The 17,455-nt window shown below is 41.2% G+C and carries 15 protein-coding genes; 8 read left to right on the plus strand and 7 right to left on the minus strand.

Going from position 1 to position 17,455, the window contains the following annotated elements:
* Positions 1–12 precede the first annotated feature (12 nt).
* The 5 genes from F927_RS06965 to lolA form a co-directional block, all read right to left on the minus strand.
* Positions 13–483 carry a tRNA (cytidine(34)-2'-O)-methyltransferase gene (locus tag F927_RS06965; protein WP_005083031.1) on the minus strand — a complete coding sequence of 157 codons (471 nt, stop codon included), beginning with the start codon at positions 481–483 and terminating at the stop codon, positions 13–15.
* 147 nt (positions 484–630) lie between these two features.
* Positions 631–2,007: a siroheme synthase CysG gene (cysG, locus tag F927_RS06970; protein WP_005083033.1), complete on the minus strand. Its 1,377-nt coding sequence runs from the start codon at positions 2,005–2,007 to the stop codon at positions 631–633.
* A 67-nt stretch (positions 2,008–2,074) separates the two neighbouring features.
* Complete coding sequence (gene serS / locus F927_RS06975) at positions 2,075–3,346, minus strand: serine--tRNA ligase (protein WP_005083035.1); 1,272 nt, start codon at positions 3,344–3,346, stop codon at positions 2,075–2,077.
* A gap of 102 nt (positions 3,347–3,448) precedes the next feature.
* Positions 3,449–4,213, minus strand: coding sequence for an RsiV family protein (locus F927_RS06980; RefSeq protein WP_005083036.1), 765 nt, complete (start codon positions 4,211–4,213; stop codon positions 3,449–3,451).
* Between the two features lie 118 nt (positions 4,214–4,331).
* On the minus strand, positions 4,332–5,027 hold the full coding sequence (gene lolA, locus F927_RS06985) for an outer membrane lipoprotein periplasmic chaperone LolA (protein WP_004640412.1): 696 nt from the start codon (positions 5,025–5,027) through the stop codon (positions 4,332–4,334).
* Between the two features lie 292 nt (positions 5,028–5,319).
* Between lolA and F927_RS06990 the strand changes: the two genes are divergently transcribed.
* Positions 5,320–6,189: a pirin family protein gene (locus F927_RS06990; RefSeq protein ID WP_026057307.1), complete on the plus strand. Its 870-nt coding sequence runs from the start codon at positions 5,320–5,322 to the stop codon at positions 6,187–6,189.
* Positions 6,190–6,254: 65 nt separating this feature from the next.
* On the opposite strand, the gene rpmA is transcribed toward F927_RS06990, so the two are convergent.
* Together rpmA and rplU are read right to left on the minus strand one after the other, a co-directional pair.
* Positions 6,255–6,509 (minus strand): 50S ribosomal protein L27, encoded by a 255-nt coding sequence (gene rpmA / locus F927_RS06995; protein ID WP_004640422.1) that lies wholly within the window; start codon positions 6,507–6,509, stop codon positions 6,255–6,257.
* Positions 6,510–6,527: 18 nt separating this feature from the next.
* On the minus strand, positions 6,528–6,839 hold the full coding sequence (gene rplU / locus F927_RS07000; RefSeq protein ID WP_005083041.1) for a 50S ribosomal protein L21: 312 nt from the start codon (positions 6,837–6,839) through the stop codon (positions 6,528–6,530).
* Positions 6,840–7,286: 447 nt separating this feature from the next.
* On the opposite strand from rplU, the gene sdsA reads away from it, so the two are divergent.
* The 7 genes from sdsA (at position 7,287) to F927_RS07035 (ending at position 17,449) form a co-directional block, all read left to right on the plus strand.
* Positions 7,287–8,264, plus strand: coding sequence for an All-trans-nonaprenyl-diphosphate synthase (sdsA, locus tag F927_RS07005; RefSeq protein WP_005083044.1), 978 nt, complete (start codon positions 7,287–7,289; stop codon positions 8,262–8,264).
* 13 nt (positions 8,265–8,277) lie between these two features.
* Positions 8,278–10,320, plus strand: coding sequence for a site-specific recombinase (locus F927_RS07010; protein ID WP_004640429.1), 2,043 nt, complete (start codon positions 8,278–8,280; stop codon positions 10,318–10,320).
* Between the two features lie 161 nt (positions 10,321–10,481).
* Complete coding sequence (locus tag F927_RS07015) at positions 10,482–11,132, plus strand: phosphatase PAP2 family protein (RefSeq protein WP_005083047.1); 651 nt, start codon at positions 10,482–10,484, stop codon at positions 11,130–11,132.
* A complete protein-coding gene (locus tag F927_RS07020) occupies positions 11,119–12,342 on the plus strand; it encodes an AdeA/AdeI family multidrug efflux RND transporter periplasmic adaptor subunit (protein WP_005083049.1) in 1,224 nt (407 codons plus the stop codon). The genes F927_RS07015 and F927_RS07020 overlap by 14 nt, the downstream gene beginning before the upstream one ends.
* Before the next feature lie 12 nt (positions 12,343–12,354).
* Positions 12,355–15,531: a multidrug efflux RND transporter permease subunit AdeJ gene (gene adeJ / locus F927_RS07025; RefSeq protein WP_004640435.1), complete on the plus strand. Its 3,177-nt coding sequence runs from the start codon at positions 12,355–12,357 to the stop codon at positions 15,529–15,531.
* A complete protein-coding gene (gene adeK / locus F927_RS07030; RefSeq protein WP_004640437.1) occupies positions 15,531–16,988 on the plus strand; it encodes a multidrug efflux RND transporter AdeIJK outer membrane channel subunit AdeK in 1,458 nt (485 codons plus the stop codon). Before adeJ ends, adeK begins: the two co-directional genes overlap by 1 nt.
* 110 nt (positions 16,989–17,098) lie before the next feature.
* Positions 17,099–17,449: a YbjQ family protein gene (locus F927_RS07035; protein ID WP_005083051.1), complete on the plus strand. Its 351-nt coding sequence runs from the start codon at positions 17,099–17,101 to the stop codon at positions 17,447–17,449.
* Positions 17,450–17,455 lie beyond the last annotated feature (6 nt).

The following is a 17,455-nucleotide window of genomic DNA, read 5'->3' on the forward strand; positions in this document are numbered from 1 at the left end:
AGTCCAATACAATCAGAGCTGTTTGAACCCTTGTTGTCTCCACGCCTCGTATACAATAACTGCAGTTGCGTTAGATAGATTTAAGCTTCTAGAGTTTTCAGCCATGGGCAGGCGAATCCACTGATCTTGAGGGAACATCAAACGGACTTGTTCAGGTAAACCTCGAGTTTCTGGTCCCATTAACAATGCAACAGGACGATTTAGATCAACTGTATGCGGTGTTGCAGTTCCTTTTGTTGTCAGTGGAAAAACATGTTCCACACCTTTAGCTTTTAGATCAGCAAGGCATAATTCAATATTATCCCAAATTTGCATTCTCGCCCATTCGTGATAGTCCAAACCTGCACGTTTCAACTTTTTATCATCTAGCTCAAAACCCAAAGGTTTGACCAAGTGTAGTTGCGCACCTGTATTGGCACATAGACGAATGATATTACCTGTATTCGCAGGAATCTCAGGCTCGTATAGGACGACATGAATCACTTAATTACTCACTTATACATATATTAGCTTGCTTGGCACAGAACCCTAATTTAGTCGGGAATATAGTCATGAGCGTCTCTCAGGCAGATATCCTTCTTGCGGAGTTTTCACTCATCAGGGCCGCAATAGTCAATCGCTGCATCCCCCTCACTCATGCCATTTTAACTGTTCGCGTAGACTCACCACTTCACCAATAATGGTTAAAGTCGGTGCTACGATTTGATGCTCTGATACTTTAGTTGCAATATCCGCCAAAGTACCGACCACCACTTTTTGTTCAGGAGTCGTTCCTTTAGAAATGAGCGCTACAGGCATAGTGGGGCGCTGACCATGTGCAATCAGTTGCTCACAAATTCGCTCTAATCCAACTAAACCCATATACAGTACCAAAGTTTGGTTTTCATAGACCAGTTCGTTCCAAGGTAACTCTGGTGAACCTTCTTTTAAATGCCCTGTCAAGAAACGTACACTTTGTGCATAATCACGATGTGTCAGCGGAATACCCGCATATGCAGAACAACCCGAAGCAGCGGTAATCCCCGGCACCACTTGAAAAGTCACATTGGCTTCTACCAATTCTTGAATTTCTTCACCACCACGCCCAAAGATAAAAGGATCTCCCCCTTTTAAACGGCAAACACGTCTACCTTTTTGCGCATACTCCACCAATAAAGCATTGATACCATCTTGTGGCACAGAATGATTGGAACGTGCTTTTCCCACATAAATTTTTTCCGCATCACGGCGGCATAATTCCAAAATGGGTGCAGATACCAAACGATCATAGATCACGACATCTGCCTGCTGCATGAGACGCAATGCTTTTAACGTTAAAAGTTCTGGATCACCCGGCCCTGCACCCACTAAATAAACCTCACCTTTGGGTGCAATCCATTCACTAAGCGCCTGCTGAATCAAATCGTTAGCAACATCAATATTGTCATTGAAAACCTGCTCTTTAAGCGGGCTGGCATACAAATTTTCCCAAAAGATACGACGCTCATCTGGATTGGTGATTTTTTCTTTGACTTGCTTACGCCATTTTCCTGAAAACTCAGCAAGTCTTCCCATGCCATGCGGCACAATCGTTTCAATTTGAGTACGAAGCTGTCTAGATAAAACAGGTGATGCACCATTAGATGCAACCGAAATCACCAAAGGCGAACGATCAATAATTGCGGGGACCATAAAACGACAATGTGGAATATCATCAACACTGTTGACCAGCAAATTACGCTGTTCACATTGCTCAAATACCGTTTTATTGACCACAGGTTGGTCGGTCGCTGCAATAATCAGTCGATAAGGAGTTGCAAGAATATCTTCTGAGAAAGGTTTGTAAATACACTGCCCTGCTGACTTTTCAACCAGAGCAGTTAATTCAGGCTCGATCTCAGGCGCAATCACATCAACAATTGCACCCGCTTTGACCAACAAGTTTGCTTTGCGATAAGCAATATGCCCACCACCAACAATCAGACATCGTTGCTGCTGCAACTTTAAAGAGATTGGGAAAATTTCCACATCATGCCTCTATATTTTCAATCTGATTGAGATAAAGCAAAAACTGTGCACAAATTCGATGCACAGCTTAATCGATATAAGTTACACCGCCAATATATGGACGTAAAACTTCAGGAATCTCGATTGAACCATCTGCACGTTGGTAGTTTTCCATCACTGCAAGTAAGGTACGCCCCACTGCGAGTCCAGAACCATTTAAAGTATGCACCAATTCGATCTTCTTCTGATCCACTCGGTAACGTGCTTTCATACGGCGAGCTTGGAAATCCCCCATATTTGAGCAACTTGAAATCTCACGATACGTATTTTGGCTAGGTACCCAAACTTCGAGGTCATATGTTTTAACTGCACCAAAGCCCATGTCACCACCACAGAGCAGAATCTTACGATACGGCAAACCAAGTGCCTGTAAAATGCCCTCAGCATGTGCAGTTAACTCTTCAAGTGCCTGCATAGAGTGCTCTGGCTTGACGATTTGCACCATTTCAACCTTGTCGAATTGGTGTTGACGGATTAAGCCACGCGTATCACGCCCATAAGAACCTGCTTCACTGCGGAAACAGGGTGTATGTGCTGAATATTTAAGTGGCAAACGATCCGCATCGATAATCTCATCACGTACAAAGTTCGTGATTGGCACTTCTGCTGTTGGAATCAAATAATATTCTTTTTCGCCTTGAAGCTTGAATAGATCTTCTTCAAATTTTGGTAATTGACCTGTACCACGTAAGGTATCCGCATTCACCAAATACGGAACATAAGCTTCGGTATAACCATTTTTAAGCGTATGTGTATCCAACATGAATTGGGTTAATGCCCGTTGTAAACGTGCTAAAGGACCTTTCAATACACTGAAACGTGAACCTGTAAGTTTAGTCGCAGTTTCAAACTCAAGACCACCCATCCATTCGCCAAGATCAGTATGATCTTTGATTTCAAAATCGAACTGACGTGGTGTGCCCCATTTTAAGATTTCAAGATTATCGCTTTCATCTTTACCAAATGGAACAGACTCATCTGGTAGGTTTGGAATCGCAAGAGACTTCTGCTCAAGTTCAGTTTGCAATTCAGCCAATGCGACTTCAGCCGCTTTGATTTCATCACCAATCGCAGCCATACGCGCCATAATTTCTGACGCATCTCCACCCGACTTTTTGATTTGACCAACTTGCTTTGCACCTGCGTTACGTTCAGCTTGTAAATTTTCTGCTTTAGATTGCAAATCTTTACGGCGAGCTTCTAAATCAGCCCATTCTTGTACATTGAGCTGAATACCACGTTTTGCCAAAGCAGCATTTACCACTTCGATATTATTTCTAAGTAATTTTGGGTCGATCATAATCAATCATGAATAGAGAAAAAACTGGCTATAGTGTAAGGCTTTAACCTGAAAAAATACAGCATCTACCTCGTAATTGCAGATGCTGTATCTAGATTAAGATTAATTAGGGATTTTCGGTAGGCTTGGCAAGTATTCTGCCTTGATAAACTCTTTTGCTGCATAATAAGGCAAGGTCAACTCACTCATACCTTCAGCATAAGACGCGAGCTCATAAAGTGGATAAACGAATACGATTCCATTGACCCCATAATAATAATTATCGCTGACTTGTAGTTGATCTTTCTTAATATTGTGCTCATCTAACCAATTTTGATTTGCAGCGTACAACTCGTCCCGCAGTTTTTGATCCATACCGTCTTTAACCAAATCCTGTACACGAATATGTTTTTTATCGCTTAAATCAAAATTAACAAATTCTTGATGATACATCCCATGTGCAGCACCCGAGGGATAGGTATAGCTCTGAATCGCAAAAGTCGCCAAATTGTAATTTTGCCCAACAAAGCGAACATAAGTACTGCTTTCACTGAGTGCAGGCTCTCCCTCAGGAACTTTTACTTGTTGATCATTCAAATTTGCAAACGCATTTGGTTCTGCTTTTTTCATACGCGCTACAAAATAATCATCAATCCATTTCAGATTGGTTTTTACCGTTTGCAGATCATAGTTGGTACAACCATCCTCTAAACAGACTTTCTGTTTAGGTAACTCAACTGCCACAACTTGAGCCTGAACCAATGGGATATTGGTTTTCTCAACTTTAGGTGTCGTATCTGATTTTGGTTGGCAACCTGCTAATGCGAAAATGGTCAGTATAGGAATCAATGGAATTAATATTGATGATTTTGAGCTGTTCATTGTCATGCAAGTCTCTAATGTTTTTCTTCACTATACAAAGCCTTGCTCACAGATGAAATTAAAAAATGTATCTGACAAAAAGCCGCAATATCTGCGGCTTTTTGAGATAACATCTATAGAAATATTATTGATCAATAATATCAGTGCCTTTTGGCGGCTCAAAATTAAATACAGAAGCAGGAATTGCTTGATTGACCTTCACATTACTGAAACGCACATAAGTGGTTTGACCCAATGAGTCTTGTAAAATCATCAAATTCGGTGCTCTATTCGCGCCAAAGCTGATTGTTAAACTTTGGAACGTGCTGTCATCCTGTTTTGGATACAAGGTATAATACAATTTCGTGCGATCGGGTTGTGTCACACGATAAGACTGCATGATTTGATTGGTATTTCCCGACAACAATAATGCAGGGGTATTTGCCACCTGATCATCTAGGTTTTGACGAATTGCCTGTTGTAGATCAGGATCATAAATCCACACTGTTTTCCCAGATGTGACAATCGTTTGTTTTGCTGGGCTAGTAATTTCCCAATAGAATTTACCTGGGCGTTCAACCTTCATCACACCTTTAAAAGTTTGATTCATGTGCTGAGCAGTAAGCCCGCGTTTTGGTGCAGCCTTATTGTTGCTTACTTTCGTTGTTTGTTCAAAGTCTGCAGTGAAGCGTTGCAAGCTTGATAATTGTTGAACCAAACTCGTCGTTGCCTGTTGAGCTGATGCCGCCACCGGTGCAGCAGACACCTGAATACTAACAACAGGCGCAAGTGTAATTGCACTTAAAGTTGTCGCGTAAGCTATTTTTTTCATAAAATTCATAAAATGAACCTTCTATCAGAGTTCTACTGTTATGACGACATCTTACTGTTTTTAATCACTAAAAAAATGAAGAAAAGCAGCGGTTTTGTGTAGTTCGTGTCGCAAAGTTCAGCATTATGTATGAAGTTACAGCCTTTATGTAGAAATTGTAATAAATAAAAATTCTATTCCTCGACCACAATTTATGAGTTTGATGCTATGACATTTTGGATAGAAATTATTGATAAAGAATGTACTAGACCATAGCTTACAGTTTGATAATCTAAGTCCAATGACACAAAAAGCCCGAACCATGAAAAGTCTTGCGTTTATTCATCGTAACGATACTCGTTTTGCTATTGGTGATTTTTATCCTGCCTTATCAGTATTTTCATATCATGAACTTGGAAATACTACTTCACCCTTTTTATTACTCGACCACCTTGGTCCTGGGCAATTAGAACCACAAAGCAATAAAAAAGGTGTCAATGAACATCCACATCGAGGTTTTGAAACCGTCACCTTTGTTTTTGCAGGAGAATTAGCGCATAAGGACTCTACAGGTCAAGGTGGCATTATTCAACCAGGCGATGTGCAATGGATGACCGCCGCTGCAGGTATTCAACATATCGAACAATTTAGCCCTGAGTTTCGTCAACAAGGCGGAAAGTTTGAAATGGTACAACTGTGGGTGAATCTGCCCGCTAAAGACAAAATGTCAGCGCCACGGTATCAAAGCCTATCCAATAGTGAAATTCCTAAATGCATACTTGATCATCAAGCAGGTTATATTCGTGTAGTCGCTGGTCAATATCGAACTACGCAAGGCATCGCCAAAACCTTTACCCCAATGAATATTTTTGACATTCATTTAAAAAAGAACCAGCAAATTACCCTCCCCGCAGAAGAAGGAACCACAACATTAATCTACTTGCGTAAAGGCAAAGCCATGTTTGCAGCGGATGAAGATCATCTTGAAGAACAAGCTCTAGCCGTGATGTCGAGTTTAGGTAGCGATGTTGAAATAACAGCGATTGAGGATTGTGATTTGTTATTTTTATCCGCCCAACCTTTAAATGAACCGATCAATGGACATGGCCCCTTTGTAATGAATACTTATGATGAAATTCTTGAAGCCTATGATGATATTAAAACTGGAAAATTCGGCCACTATTCAAACTAAAAATCTTTTAAAATATATCCATAAAAAAACCCGCTTAACGCGGGCTTTTTTTGAACCATAAAAGCTTAAGCTTCAACAGTTACGTAGCGACGGCCAAATTGACCTTTCACTTCAAATTTTACTACGCCGTCAGCAGTAGCAAATAAAGTATGGTCACGGCCCATACCAACATTTGCACCAGCGTGGAACTCAGTACCACGTTGACGAACGATGATGTTACCAGCAGTTACAGTTTGACCACCGTAAACTTTAACACCTAACATCTTAGGATTCGAATCACGACCGTTTTTCGTCGATCCACCGGCTTTTTTAGTTGCCATGTCTATTTACTCCTCGTGTTAGCCTGCGATACCAGTAATTTTCAACTCGGTAAACCATTGACGGTGACCTTGTTGTTTACGGTAATGTTTACGACGACGCATTTTGATGATGCGGATTTTGTCGTGACGACCATGGCCAACTACTTCTGCAGTTACTTTTGCGCCAGCTACAACTGGAGCACCGATTTGAATGCTATCACCGTTTACAAGCATTAATACGTCATCAAACGTAATAGTTGCACCAGTTTCAGCTTTCAACAATTCAACTTTAAGGGTTTCACCCTCAACAACACGGTGCTGTTTACCACCGCTTTGGATTACTGCGTACATAATGTACTCCAACATGCCCGTGTCGTCGTGTCGATAAAGGGATATACCGAACTTAAAACGAACGCCACTGGGGTTATACAAGGGGACAAATTTTAAGTGAAAATTGATCAAACAACAAGTGATTTTGCATAAATGCATAGATCCGTATGCATTATTTTATTTTCCCAATAAAATCAAATAGATTAACCATACATTGTTTTGATTGATTCTTTTTGTGATTTGCAATACATTTTTAACCAACCCATTTGGCAATAACAAACTGTGTTTTAACAAAATCTAGAAACCGTCTTTGTCTCGGTCAGGAAGTCAATTTTTCTGCCTAAAATAAGACCAAAAAACACCTTACCCTGTTCTAAACGGCAAATAACCATATGTGTATCAATGTTTAGCAACAGATTAGTTGATACACTTAACGCACTCACTCATCTATACGAGGTTCTTCTTCATATGGTCATCGATTTCAAGCAAGACATTCTCTCCCCTGTTGCGACAGATTTTGCTGCGATGGATCACCTCATCAATGAAGGAATCAGTTCTAAAGTCGGCTTAGTAATGTCCGTGAGCAAGCATGTGGTTGAAGCTGGCGGCAAACGTATGCGCCCGATTATGTGTCTACTTGCTGCACGTGCATGTGGGTTAACCAACATGCAGCAAGCTCAACACTTAGCTGCTGTCATTGAAATGTTGCATACCGCGACACTGGTGCATGATGATGTCGTCGATGAATCCAATTTACGACGAGGCCGCCCGACAGCCAATGCGACGTGGAATAATCAAACTGCGGTTTTGGTCGGTGATTTTTTGATTGCACGTGCATTTGACCTACTGGTCGATTTAAACAACATGACACTATTAAAAGATTTCTCAACGGGGACATGTGAGATTGCTGAAGGTGAGGTTTTACAACTCCAATCTCAACATCAACCAGACACCACAGAAGAAATCTATTTAAATATTATCCATGGTAAAACTTCACGTTTGTTTGAGCTTGCGACCGAAGGTGCAGCAATATTGGCAGGTACTGAAGAATATCGTGAACCGTTACGTCGCTTCGCTGGGCATTTTGGCAATGCATTCCAAATCATTGATGATATTTTGGATTACACCTCGGATGCAGAAACATTAGGTAAAAATATTGGTGATGATTTGATGGAAGGTAAACCAACTTTACCTTTAATTTCTGCACTAGCGCACTCTACAGGTGAAGATCATGCGATTATCCGTCGCAGTATCGCAACTGGTGGTATCGAACATCTGGATAAAGTGATTGAAATCGTTCATCACTCAGGTGGTTTAGATTATTGCCAAAAGCGTGCTCAACAAGAAACTGACGCGGCTTTAGAGGCACTGAAAGCACTGCCTGACAATGAATATCGTCAAGCACTGATGAATTTAACCTTGATGGCTTTACATCGACTACAATAATGTCTGACTGCTTATGCATTTAAATTTATCTGATTTATTTTTAAAAATGCAGGAACAGCTTGAGCACCCTCAAACTGTTCTTGATGAAAATCTCCTCATTGAATTGGTTAATCGCTTACGACCAAAAAACCCAAATGATGCAGATGAAGTAAAACAAAGAATTCATCATCTCATCAAAACATTGTTACTGACACCTACATCTGCAAATTTACTTCAGCATTTTTTGTTGAAGCTGATGAGCCAATATAAGCAGATTAGCTTATATGCAGATAGTGGAATCCTCTCTCTTGATGGTTTTTGGAATCAGCTTGGACAACGTTTAGGTGCGCACTTTCTTCCATTAGTTGAAGATGGGCAACAACTCACAACGCTTGTAGGCAAAGTCTTTCACCAAGAAACAGACAGTGAATGGCTAGATCTCATCGACAAACAAGATTGGTCTACATTGTTTAATTTGATTTGTGAAAGCTCAAATAGTAGTGCTGAAAAACAAGTTTCAAGCAATGAGTTGATCAAAGCCATTACGGTTTTATCCTATCGGATTAGTGGTATTGGGTTATATCCTGAGTTTATTAATGCTCAACCCGATATTACCGAATACGAATCACCATTCTTGGTACAAAACCGAGAAATAGTTGATTTTATAGAAAAATATAAAAAACAAGTTGATCAGCAAGATGCTGTTGCAGTTCTCCCACCGCTGGATGCATCGCAAGCTTTCGTGATGCTTGATCAGTGTCGTGATGTGGTGATGAAAATTCGTCGTGCAACGAAGCGGATCGGTGTCAGTATTAGTTTGACTTATTTATTGTCATTATTAGAACAAGCCTTAGATCGTATTGAATTATTACTCAGCCTATTAGCAAGTAAAGATGAAGTAAAATATCTTGCTCTGGGTGAATTAATAACAGATCTAACTAAAGCGCATTACGATAGTCGAAGCGTTCGTCATCTCCTATCCTCTACCAGTGAATTAATCGCCTTACAGGTAACAGAAAACGCGAGTAAAACCGGCGAACATTACGTAAGTACCGATAAAGCTGGCTTCTTTGGCATGTACAAAGCAGCAGCTGGTGCAGGTGCAATTATTGCCACCATGGCAACCTTAAAAATTCTGACTGCACGTTTGGTGTTAGCACCGTTTACCCATGCTTTTTTATATAGCATGAACTATTCACTCGGTTTCATGTTGATCCATGTGTTGCATTTTACTGTTGCAACCAAACAACCCGCCATGACTGCGGCTGCGCTAGCGTCTACCGTACAACAGCAAAAAGGTAGCCGAACCGCTCAAATTGCAGAGTTAGCTGCGCTAATTATTAATATCATTCGAACACAGTTTATTGCCATTTTAGGTAATATTTCGATTGCGATTCCTGTCGCTGCGCTGATCACATTTTCATGGCAGTTTTATTTGGATGAGCCACTATTAAATCATGCTAAATCAGCAGCGCTATTACATAGTCTCAATCCATTCACCTCGCTTGCTGTACCGCATGCTGCAATCGCAGGTGTATGTTTGTTCCTTTCAGGTTTAATTGCTGGTTACTTTGATAATTTAGCTGTCTATCGAAAAGTTGGTCCTCGACTCAAACAACATCGTCGCTTGAAACGCTGGATGGGACAAGAACGTTTAGACAAATTTGCCAACTATATTGAAACCAATTTAGGTGCTTTAGGTGGTAACTTTCTCTTCGGTATTATGCTTGGGAGCATGGGAACCATTGGTTTTATCCTAGGATTACCTTTAGATATTCGTCATATTGCCTTCGCATCAGCAAACTTTATTCAAGGTTTGATGACCATTGGTTCTCCTGACATTGCATTGATTATTGTGTCATTCCTAGGCGTGTTATTGATCGGTTTAACCAACTTATTCGTCAGTTTTACTTTAACGATTATTGTGGCTTTACGTGCACGTCGAGTCCGTTTTTCACAATGGAAACCACTGGCACATTTGGTGATGACTCATTTCCTTACAAGACCAAGTGACTTCTTTTGGCCACCTAAACAACCCGTTGAAGTACAGGAAAAAACGACCACCGAGAAAAAATGAGATATCAATCAAATTTTGTTATGTTTTTTTACTAAACCTTAAAAAAACTTGAAAATGAAATTATCATAAAATTTCAATGCTTGACCAAAAGTGTACTCTTGAGTACACTTCAAAACACTCTACAACCCTTAAAATGGTTAAGCAAAAAAACTGAGGTTCGCATGCCGTACCTACTACTTTGTATTGGTTGCATTTTTTTAGTTTTAGGTGTGATTGGGCTAATTCACCCCTCCACATCAAACTTAGATCTTTTGAGTGTTCAAATGCTATTTGAACACCGTTTTTCCGTGCTTGATCATGTGGCGATCCTACTTTCTCAATTGGGCGGAATGCCCTTTTTAATCGTTTTAATTACATTTTTGTGCATATATCAAACTTGGATGAAAAATTATAAAAGTTTAGTTTTTATCGCATTGAGTGTAATCGGAAGTATTGCTATTGGTTGGCTCCTAAAATGGGGGATTGATCGACCTAGACCTTTAGAGTTTTATCATTTGGTCCAAAGCTATGGCGCCTCATTCCCAAGCGGTCATAGCCTTTACGCGGCAACCCTAGCGAGCTTAGCGTTGTTATTGTGTCAACAACATCGATATCGCCTATTTGTCATTTTAATCGCAACGTTATGGATTATGGTGATGGGTATATCAAGAGTCTACTTAGGAGTACATTACCCAACAGATGTGCTCTCAGGCTGGGGAATTGGATTAATTTGGACTTCGTTGCTTTGGTTATGGCTGTACCAAAGCAACTTCAACAACAATTTGTTTTTTAGATCAAAATCTAAATTGAGGTGGAACAATGATGTCGGCTAAGCTTTGGGCTCCTGCCCTAACTGCTTGCGCATTAGCAACAAGCATCGCGCTTGTTGGTTGTAGCAAAGATACAAATGATGCACAGCAAGCTGCTGCTGCACAACAAATGCCACCTGCTGAGGTTGGTGTAATTGTAGCTCAACCGCAAAGTATTGAACAAAACGTTGAACTTTCAGGTCGAACATCTGCTTATCAAATTTCAGAAGTTCGCCCACAAACCAGTGGTGTGATCTTAAAACGCTTGTTTACCGAAGGCAGTTATGTCTCTGAAGGTCAAGCGCTTTATGAGCTTGATTCACGTGCAAATCGCGCAGCTTTAGACAATGCCAAAGCTGCACTTTTGCAACAACAAGCAAACCTAAGCTCATTACGTACCAAATTAAATCGTTATCAACAACTTGTTTCTAGCAACGCAGTCTCTAAACAAGAATATGATGACTTACTTGGTCAAGTACGTGTTTCCGAAGCGCAAGTTGCTGCTGCTCAAGCACAAGTGAAAAATGCAGAAGTTGATTTTGGTTATTCAACCATCCGCTCACCGATTTCTGGACAATCTGGTCGTTCATCCGTAACGGCTGGTGCGTTGGTGACTGCTAATCAAACTGCACCATTGGTCACGATTCAACAACTTGATCCAATCTACGTTGATATTAATCAATCCAGTGCGGAACTTTTGCGCTTACGTCAACAATTGAGTAAAGGCAGTTTAAGCAACAGCAATAACACCAAGGTAAAGTTAAAACTTGAAGATGGTTCAACCTATCCGATTGAAGGTCAATTAACCTTCTCAGATGCGTCTGTAAACCAAGATACAGGTACAGTTACTTTACGTGCAGTGTTCTCAAACCCAAATCATTTGCTGCTTCCGGGTATGTATACAACAGCACAAATCGTGCAAGGTCTTGTACCTAACGCTTATCTAATTCCTCAAGCGGCTGTAGCGCGCTTACCAACAGGACAAGCAACAGTCATGATCGTCAATGACAAAGGTGCTGTTGAAACTCGCCCTATTGATACAGCAGGTGTTCAAGGTCAAAACTGGATTGTTACCAATGGTCTTAAGGCTGGTGACAAGGTGATTGTTGAAGGCGTTGCTAAAGTCAAAGATGGCCAAGAAGTTTCAGCAAAACCTTATCAGGCCCAACCAGCAAATGAAAAGAATGCTGCGCAACCTGCTCAAGCAGAGCAAAAAGCAACTGTAAAAGCATAAGGGGCACATTGAATGGCTCAATTTTTTATCCATCGCCCCATATTTGCGTGGGTGATCGCATTAGTCATCATGTTGGCAGGGATATTAACCTTGTCAAAGATGCCTATTGCCCAGTATCCAACGATTGCTCCGCCAACCGTTACGATTTCTGCAACTTATCCGGGTGCATCAGCTGAAACTGTTGAAAACACCGTAACCCAGATCATTGAACAACAGATGAATGGTCTAGATGGTTTACGTTATATTTCATCAAACAGTTCTGGTAATGGTCAAGCATCGATCGAGCTTAACTTTGAGCAAGGTATCGATCCTGATATTGCACAAGTTCAAGTACAAAACAAATTGCAATCCGCAACAGCACTTTTGCCAGAAGATGTACAACGTCAAGGTGTAACTGTTACTAAATCTGGTGCAAGTTTCTTACAAGTTCTTGCATTTTATTCACCAGATAACAGCATGTCTGACTCTGACATTAAAGACTATGTAAACTCATCAATCAAAGAACCGATTAGTCGTGTTGCTGGTGTTGGTGAAGTCCAAGTCTTTGGTGGTTCTTATGCGATGCGTATTTGGCTTGATCCAGCAAAACTGACCAACTATCAACTTACACCAAGTGATGTTGCTCGTGCATTACAAGCTCAAAACTCTCAAGTTGCTGTTGGTCAGCTCGGTGGTGCACCTGCCGTAAAAGATCAAGTGATCAATGCTACGGTGAATGCGCAAAGCTTATTGCAAACGCCTGAACAGTTTAAAAATATCTTCTTAAAAAACACAGCTTCTGGTGCTGAAGTTCGCTTAAAGGACGTTGCTCGAGTAGAGCTGGGTTCAGATACTTATGCATTTAACTCTATGTTTAATGGTAAACCTGCTGGTGGTCTTGCGATCAAGATGGCAACAGGTTCCAATGCACTTGATACCGCTGCTGCTGTTGAAGAGCGTTTAACTGAATTACGTAAGAATTACCCAGCAGGTCTTGAAGACAAACTGGCATATGACACCACACCATTTATCAAGCTCTCAATCGAAAGTGTTGTACACACACTGATTGAAGCGGTGATTTTGGTATTCATCGTGATGTTCCTGTTCTTACAGAACTGGCGTGCGACAATTATTCCAACGTTGGCGATCCCTGTGGTTGTACTCGGTACATTTGCAGTGATTAACATTTTTGGATTCTCGATCAATACTTTAACCATGTTTGCAATGGTGCTGGCGATTGGTCTACTAGTCGATGACGCGATTGTTGTGGTTGAGAACGTCGAACGTGTAATGACTGAAGAGCATACTGATCCTGTCACATCAACTGAAAAATCCATGAAACAAATCTCTGGTGCACTAATTGGTATCACCAGTGTATTAAGTGCGGTATTCGTACCGATGGCATTTTTCAGTGGTACGACTGGGGTAATTTATCGTCAGTTCTCGATCACGCTCGTTACAGCAATGGTTCTATCATTGATCGTTGCACTCACCTTTACCCCTGCTCTTTGTGCAACATTGTTAAAACAGCATGATCCAAATAAAGCACCGAGTAACAGTATTTTTGCTCGCTTCTTTAGATGGTTTAACCATAGCTTTGACCGCGTATCGCATGGCTATCAGAACGGCGTAAGTCGTATGTTGAAAGCCAAAATCTTTTCAGGTGTGCTCTATGCAGTTGTGATTGGTTTATTGGTGTTCATGTTCCAAAAGCTCCCTTCTTCATTCCTACCAGAAGAAGATCAGGGTGTTGTCATGACATTAGTACAACTACCACCAAATGCAACGCTTGATCGTACCGATAAAGTTATTGATACCATGACCAACTTCTTTATGAAGGAAGAAGATACAGTTGAATCAATCTTTACTGTATCGGGCTTCTCATTTACAGGGATTGGTCAAAATGCAGGTATCGGCTTTATTAAGCTAAAAGACTGGAAGGATCGTACCACTGCGGAAACGCAAATTGGCGCATTGATTCAACGTGGTATGGCACTCAATATGATCGTCAAAGACGCATCATACATCATGCCATTACAGCTTCCAGCAATGCCTGAATTGGGTGTCACTGCTGGTTTCAACCTACAGTTGAAAGACTCAGCGGGTCAAGGTCACGAAAAACTGATTGCTGCACGTAATACAATTTTAGGTTTAGCATCTCAAGACAAACGACTGGTTGGCGTGCGTCCAAATGGTCAAGAAGATACACCGCAATATCAAATTATGATCGACCAAGCACAAGCGGGTGCAATGGGTGTTAGCATTGCTGACATCAACAGCACTATGAGCATGGCGTGGGGTGGTTCATATATTAATGACTTCATCGATCGTGGTCGTGTGAAGAAAGTTTATGTTCAAGGTGAAGCGGATAGCCGTATGATGCCTGAAGACTTAAACAAGTGGTATGTGCGTAACAATGTAGGTGAAATGGTTCCGTTCTCTGCGTTTGCAACAGGTAAATGGACCTATGGTTCTCCTCGTCTTGAACGTTATAACGGCGTGTCATCGGTGAACATTCAAGGTACACCAGCACCAGGAACAAGCTCTGGTGACTCGATGAAAGCCATGGAAGAAATTATTGCGAAACTTCCATCAATGGGCTTACAAGGTTTCGATTATGAATGGACAGGCTTATCTCTCGAAGAACGTGAGTCTGGTGCTCAAGCACCATTCCTTTATGCGCTTTCTTTGTTGATCGTATTCTTATGCTTAGCAGCATTATATGAAAGCTGGTCTATCCCGTTCTCTGTCTTACTTGTGGTTCCACTTGGTATTATCGGTGCGATTCTCTTAACTTACTTTGGTATGGTACTGAAGGATGATCCAAATCTTTCAAATAACATCTACTTCCAAGTGGCAATCATTGCTGTGATTGGTCTATCGGCTAAGAATGCGATCTTGATTGTAGAGTTTGCAAAAGACTTGCAAGAACAAGGTGAAGAGTTACTAGAAGCAACATTGCACGCAGCAAAAATGCGTCTACGTCCAATTATCATGACCACACTTGCCTTCGGCTTTGGTGTACTGCCACTTGCATTATCTTCTGGTGCAGGTGCTGGTAGTCAGCATTCAGTAGGTTACGGTGTATTGGGTGGTGTACTCTCTTCAACACTTCTAGGTATTTTCTTCATCCCTGTATTCTTCGTGTGGATTCGTAGTATCTTTAAGTACAAACCAAAAACTATAAACATTCAGGAGCATAAATCGTGATACAAACAGTATGGTCTATTTCAGGTCGTAGCATTGCGGTATCTGCACTTGCGCTTGCTTTGACTGCATGTCAAAGCATGCGCGGCCCAGAACCGGTCGTGAAAACCGATATTCCAGAAAGCTATGCATATAACAGCGCTTCTGGTCCTTCTATCGCAGAACAAGGTTATAAACAGTTCTTTTCCGATCCTCGTTTAATCGAAGTGATTGATTTAGCACTGACCAATAACCGTGATCTGCGTACTGCAGCGCTCAATATTGAACGTGCTCAACAACAGTATCGAATTACTGAAAACAATCAGCTTCCAACGATTGGTGCGAGTGGCAGTGCGATTCGTCAGGTTACGCCTACACGTGATCCAAACAATCCATATTCAACTTATCAAGTAGGTTTGGGTGTCACTGCTTACGAGCTTGATTTTTGGGGTCGCGTGCGCAGCCTAAAAGATGCAGCTTTAGATAATTATCTAGCCACTCAAAGTGCACGTGATTCGACGCAAATCAGTTTGATTAGTCAAGTCACTCAAGCTTGGTTAAATTATTCATTTGCAACAGCGAACTTAAAACTTGCTGAGCAAACCTTTAAAGCGCAACAAGAGTCTTATAATCTGAACAAACGACGCTTTGATGTTGGTATCGACAGTGAAGTTCCGTTACGCCAGGCTCAGATCTCAGTTGAAACAGCACGCAATGACGTTGCAAATTACAAGACGCAAATTGCACAAGCAGCAAACTTACTGAATCTTCTAGTAGGTCAACCTGTACCGCAAAACTTGTTGCCTGTGCAACCTGTTAAACGTGTTACTCAGCAGAATGTATTTGCTACTGGTTTGCCAAGTGACTTACTGAACAACCGTCCAGATGTCAAAGCAGCCGAATATCAATTAAGTGCTGCCGGCGCCAATATTGGTGCGGCAAAAGCACAGTTGTTCCCAAGCATTAGCTTGACAGGTACTGCTGGCTACGCCTCAACTGATTTAAGTGATTTATTTAAGTCAGCAAATAGTATGTGGTCAATCGGGCCAAGCCTTGATATGCCAATTTTTGACTGGGGTACACGTCGTGCCAATGTCAAAATCTCTGAAACTGATCAGAAAATTGCATTGTCTAACTATGAAAAGTCTGTGCAATCTGCTTTCCGTGAAGTGAACGATGCCCTTGCAACACGCGCTAACATTGGTGAACGTCTTGCAGCACAACAACGTTTGGTTGAAGCCACCAATACAACTTATAAACTTTCAAATGCACGATTCCGTGCTGGGATTGATAGTTATTTGACTGTACTGGATGCGCAACGATCAGCATACGCAGCAGAACAAGGTTTATTGTTATTGCAACAAGCTGAACAGAACAATCAAATTGAACTGTACAAAACACTGGGCGGTGGTTTAAAAGCCTCAACCAATGAAACAGTCACACTTCAACCTTCAAGTTCTGAAAAGCACTACAACAAGTAGCCTTTCAGTTATTTTATAAAAAAGCTCACTGCAAATCAGTGAGCTTTTTTTATTGCAAGTTGAGTCAATATTTCTTATCTTCAAAAAGAATTTTTAATGGTCAAAAAATAATGTTATTGAGCAATTTAGAATCTGTACCCGGTCATACGATCTTACGCCAACTCGACGTCGTTTATGGCAGTACGGTACGCAGTAAACATGTCGGACGCGATTTTCTCGCGGGCTTAAAAAACATTGTTGGTGGCGAATTAACTGCGTATACCGAACTGTTAGAAGAATCTCGCCAAGAAGCCATGCAACGCATGATCGATAAAGCACAAAGTCTAGGTGCAAATGCAGTCGTTGGTATTCGTTTCTCAACATCGAGTATTACACAAGGCGCATCTGAGTTATTTGTCTACGGCACCGCCGTCGTGGTGCAACCAATCGCACCTAAACTCCCAGATCCATTTAGTTCATAGGAATAA

The sequence above is a fragment of the Acinetobacter haemolyticus CIP 64.3 = MTCC 9819 genome (assembly GCF_000369065.1).
Taxonomy (GTDB): domain Bacteria; phylum Pseudomonadota; class Gammaproteobacteria; order Pseudomonadales; family Moraxellaceae; genus Acinetobacter; species Acinetobacter haemolyticus.

Coding starts and splice junctions, on each gene's coding strand:
- rpmA (WP_004640422.1), bottom strand. CDS start 6,509: ATGGCAACTAAAAAAGCCGGTGGATCGACGAAAAACGGTCGTGATTCG.
- adeJ (WP_004640435.1), top strand. CDS start 12,355: ATGGCTCAATTTTTTATCCATCGCCCCATATTTGCGTGGGTGATCGCA.
- sdsA (WP_005083044.1), top strand. CDS start 7,287: ATGGTCATCGATTTCAAGCAAGACATTCTCTCCCCTGTTGCGACAGAT.
- F927_RS07010 (WP_004640429.1), top strand. CDS start 8,278: ATGCATTTAAATTTATCTGATTTATTTTTAAAAATGCAGGAACAGCTT.
- F927_RS07035 (WP_005083051.1), top strand. CDS start 17,099: ATGTTATTGAGCAATTTAGAATCTGTACCCGGTCATACGATCTTACGC.
- F927_RS06980 (WP_005083036.1), bottom strand. CDS start 4,213: ATGACAATGAACAGCTCAAAATCATCAATATTAATTCCATTGATTCCT.
- F927_RS07015 (WP_005083047.1), top strand. CDS start 10,482: ATGCCGTACCTACTACTTTGTATTGGTTGCATTTTTTTAGTTTTAGGT.
- rplU (WP_005083041.1), bottom strand. CDS start 6,839: ATGTACGCAGTAATCCAAAGCGGTGGTAAACAGCACCGTGTTGTTGAG.
- F927_RS06990 (WP_026057307.1), top strand. CDS start 5,320: ATGAAAAGTCTTGCGTTTATTCATCGTAACGATACTCGTTTTGCTATT.
- lolA (WP_004640412.1), bottom strand. CDS start 5,027: ATGAATTTTATGAAAAAAATAGCTTACGCGACAACTTTAAGTGCAATT.
- F927_RS07020 (WP_005083049.1), top strand. CDS start 11,119: ATGATGTCGGCTAAGCTTTGGGCTCCTGCCCTAACTGCTTGCGCATTA.
- serS (WP_005083035.1), bottom strand. CDS start 3,346: ATGATCGACCCAAAATTACTTAGAAATAATATCGAAGTGGTAAATGCT.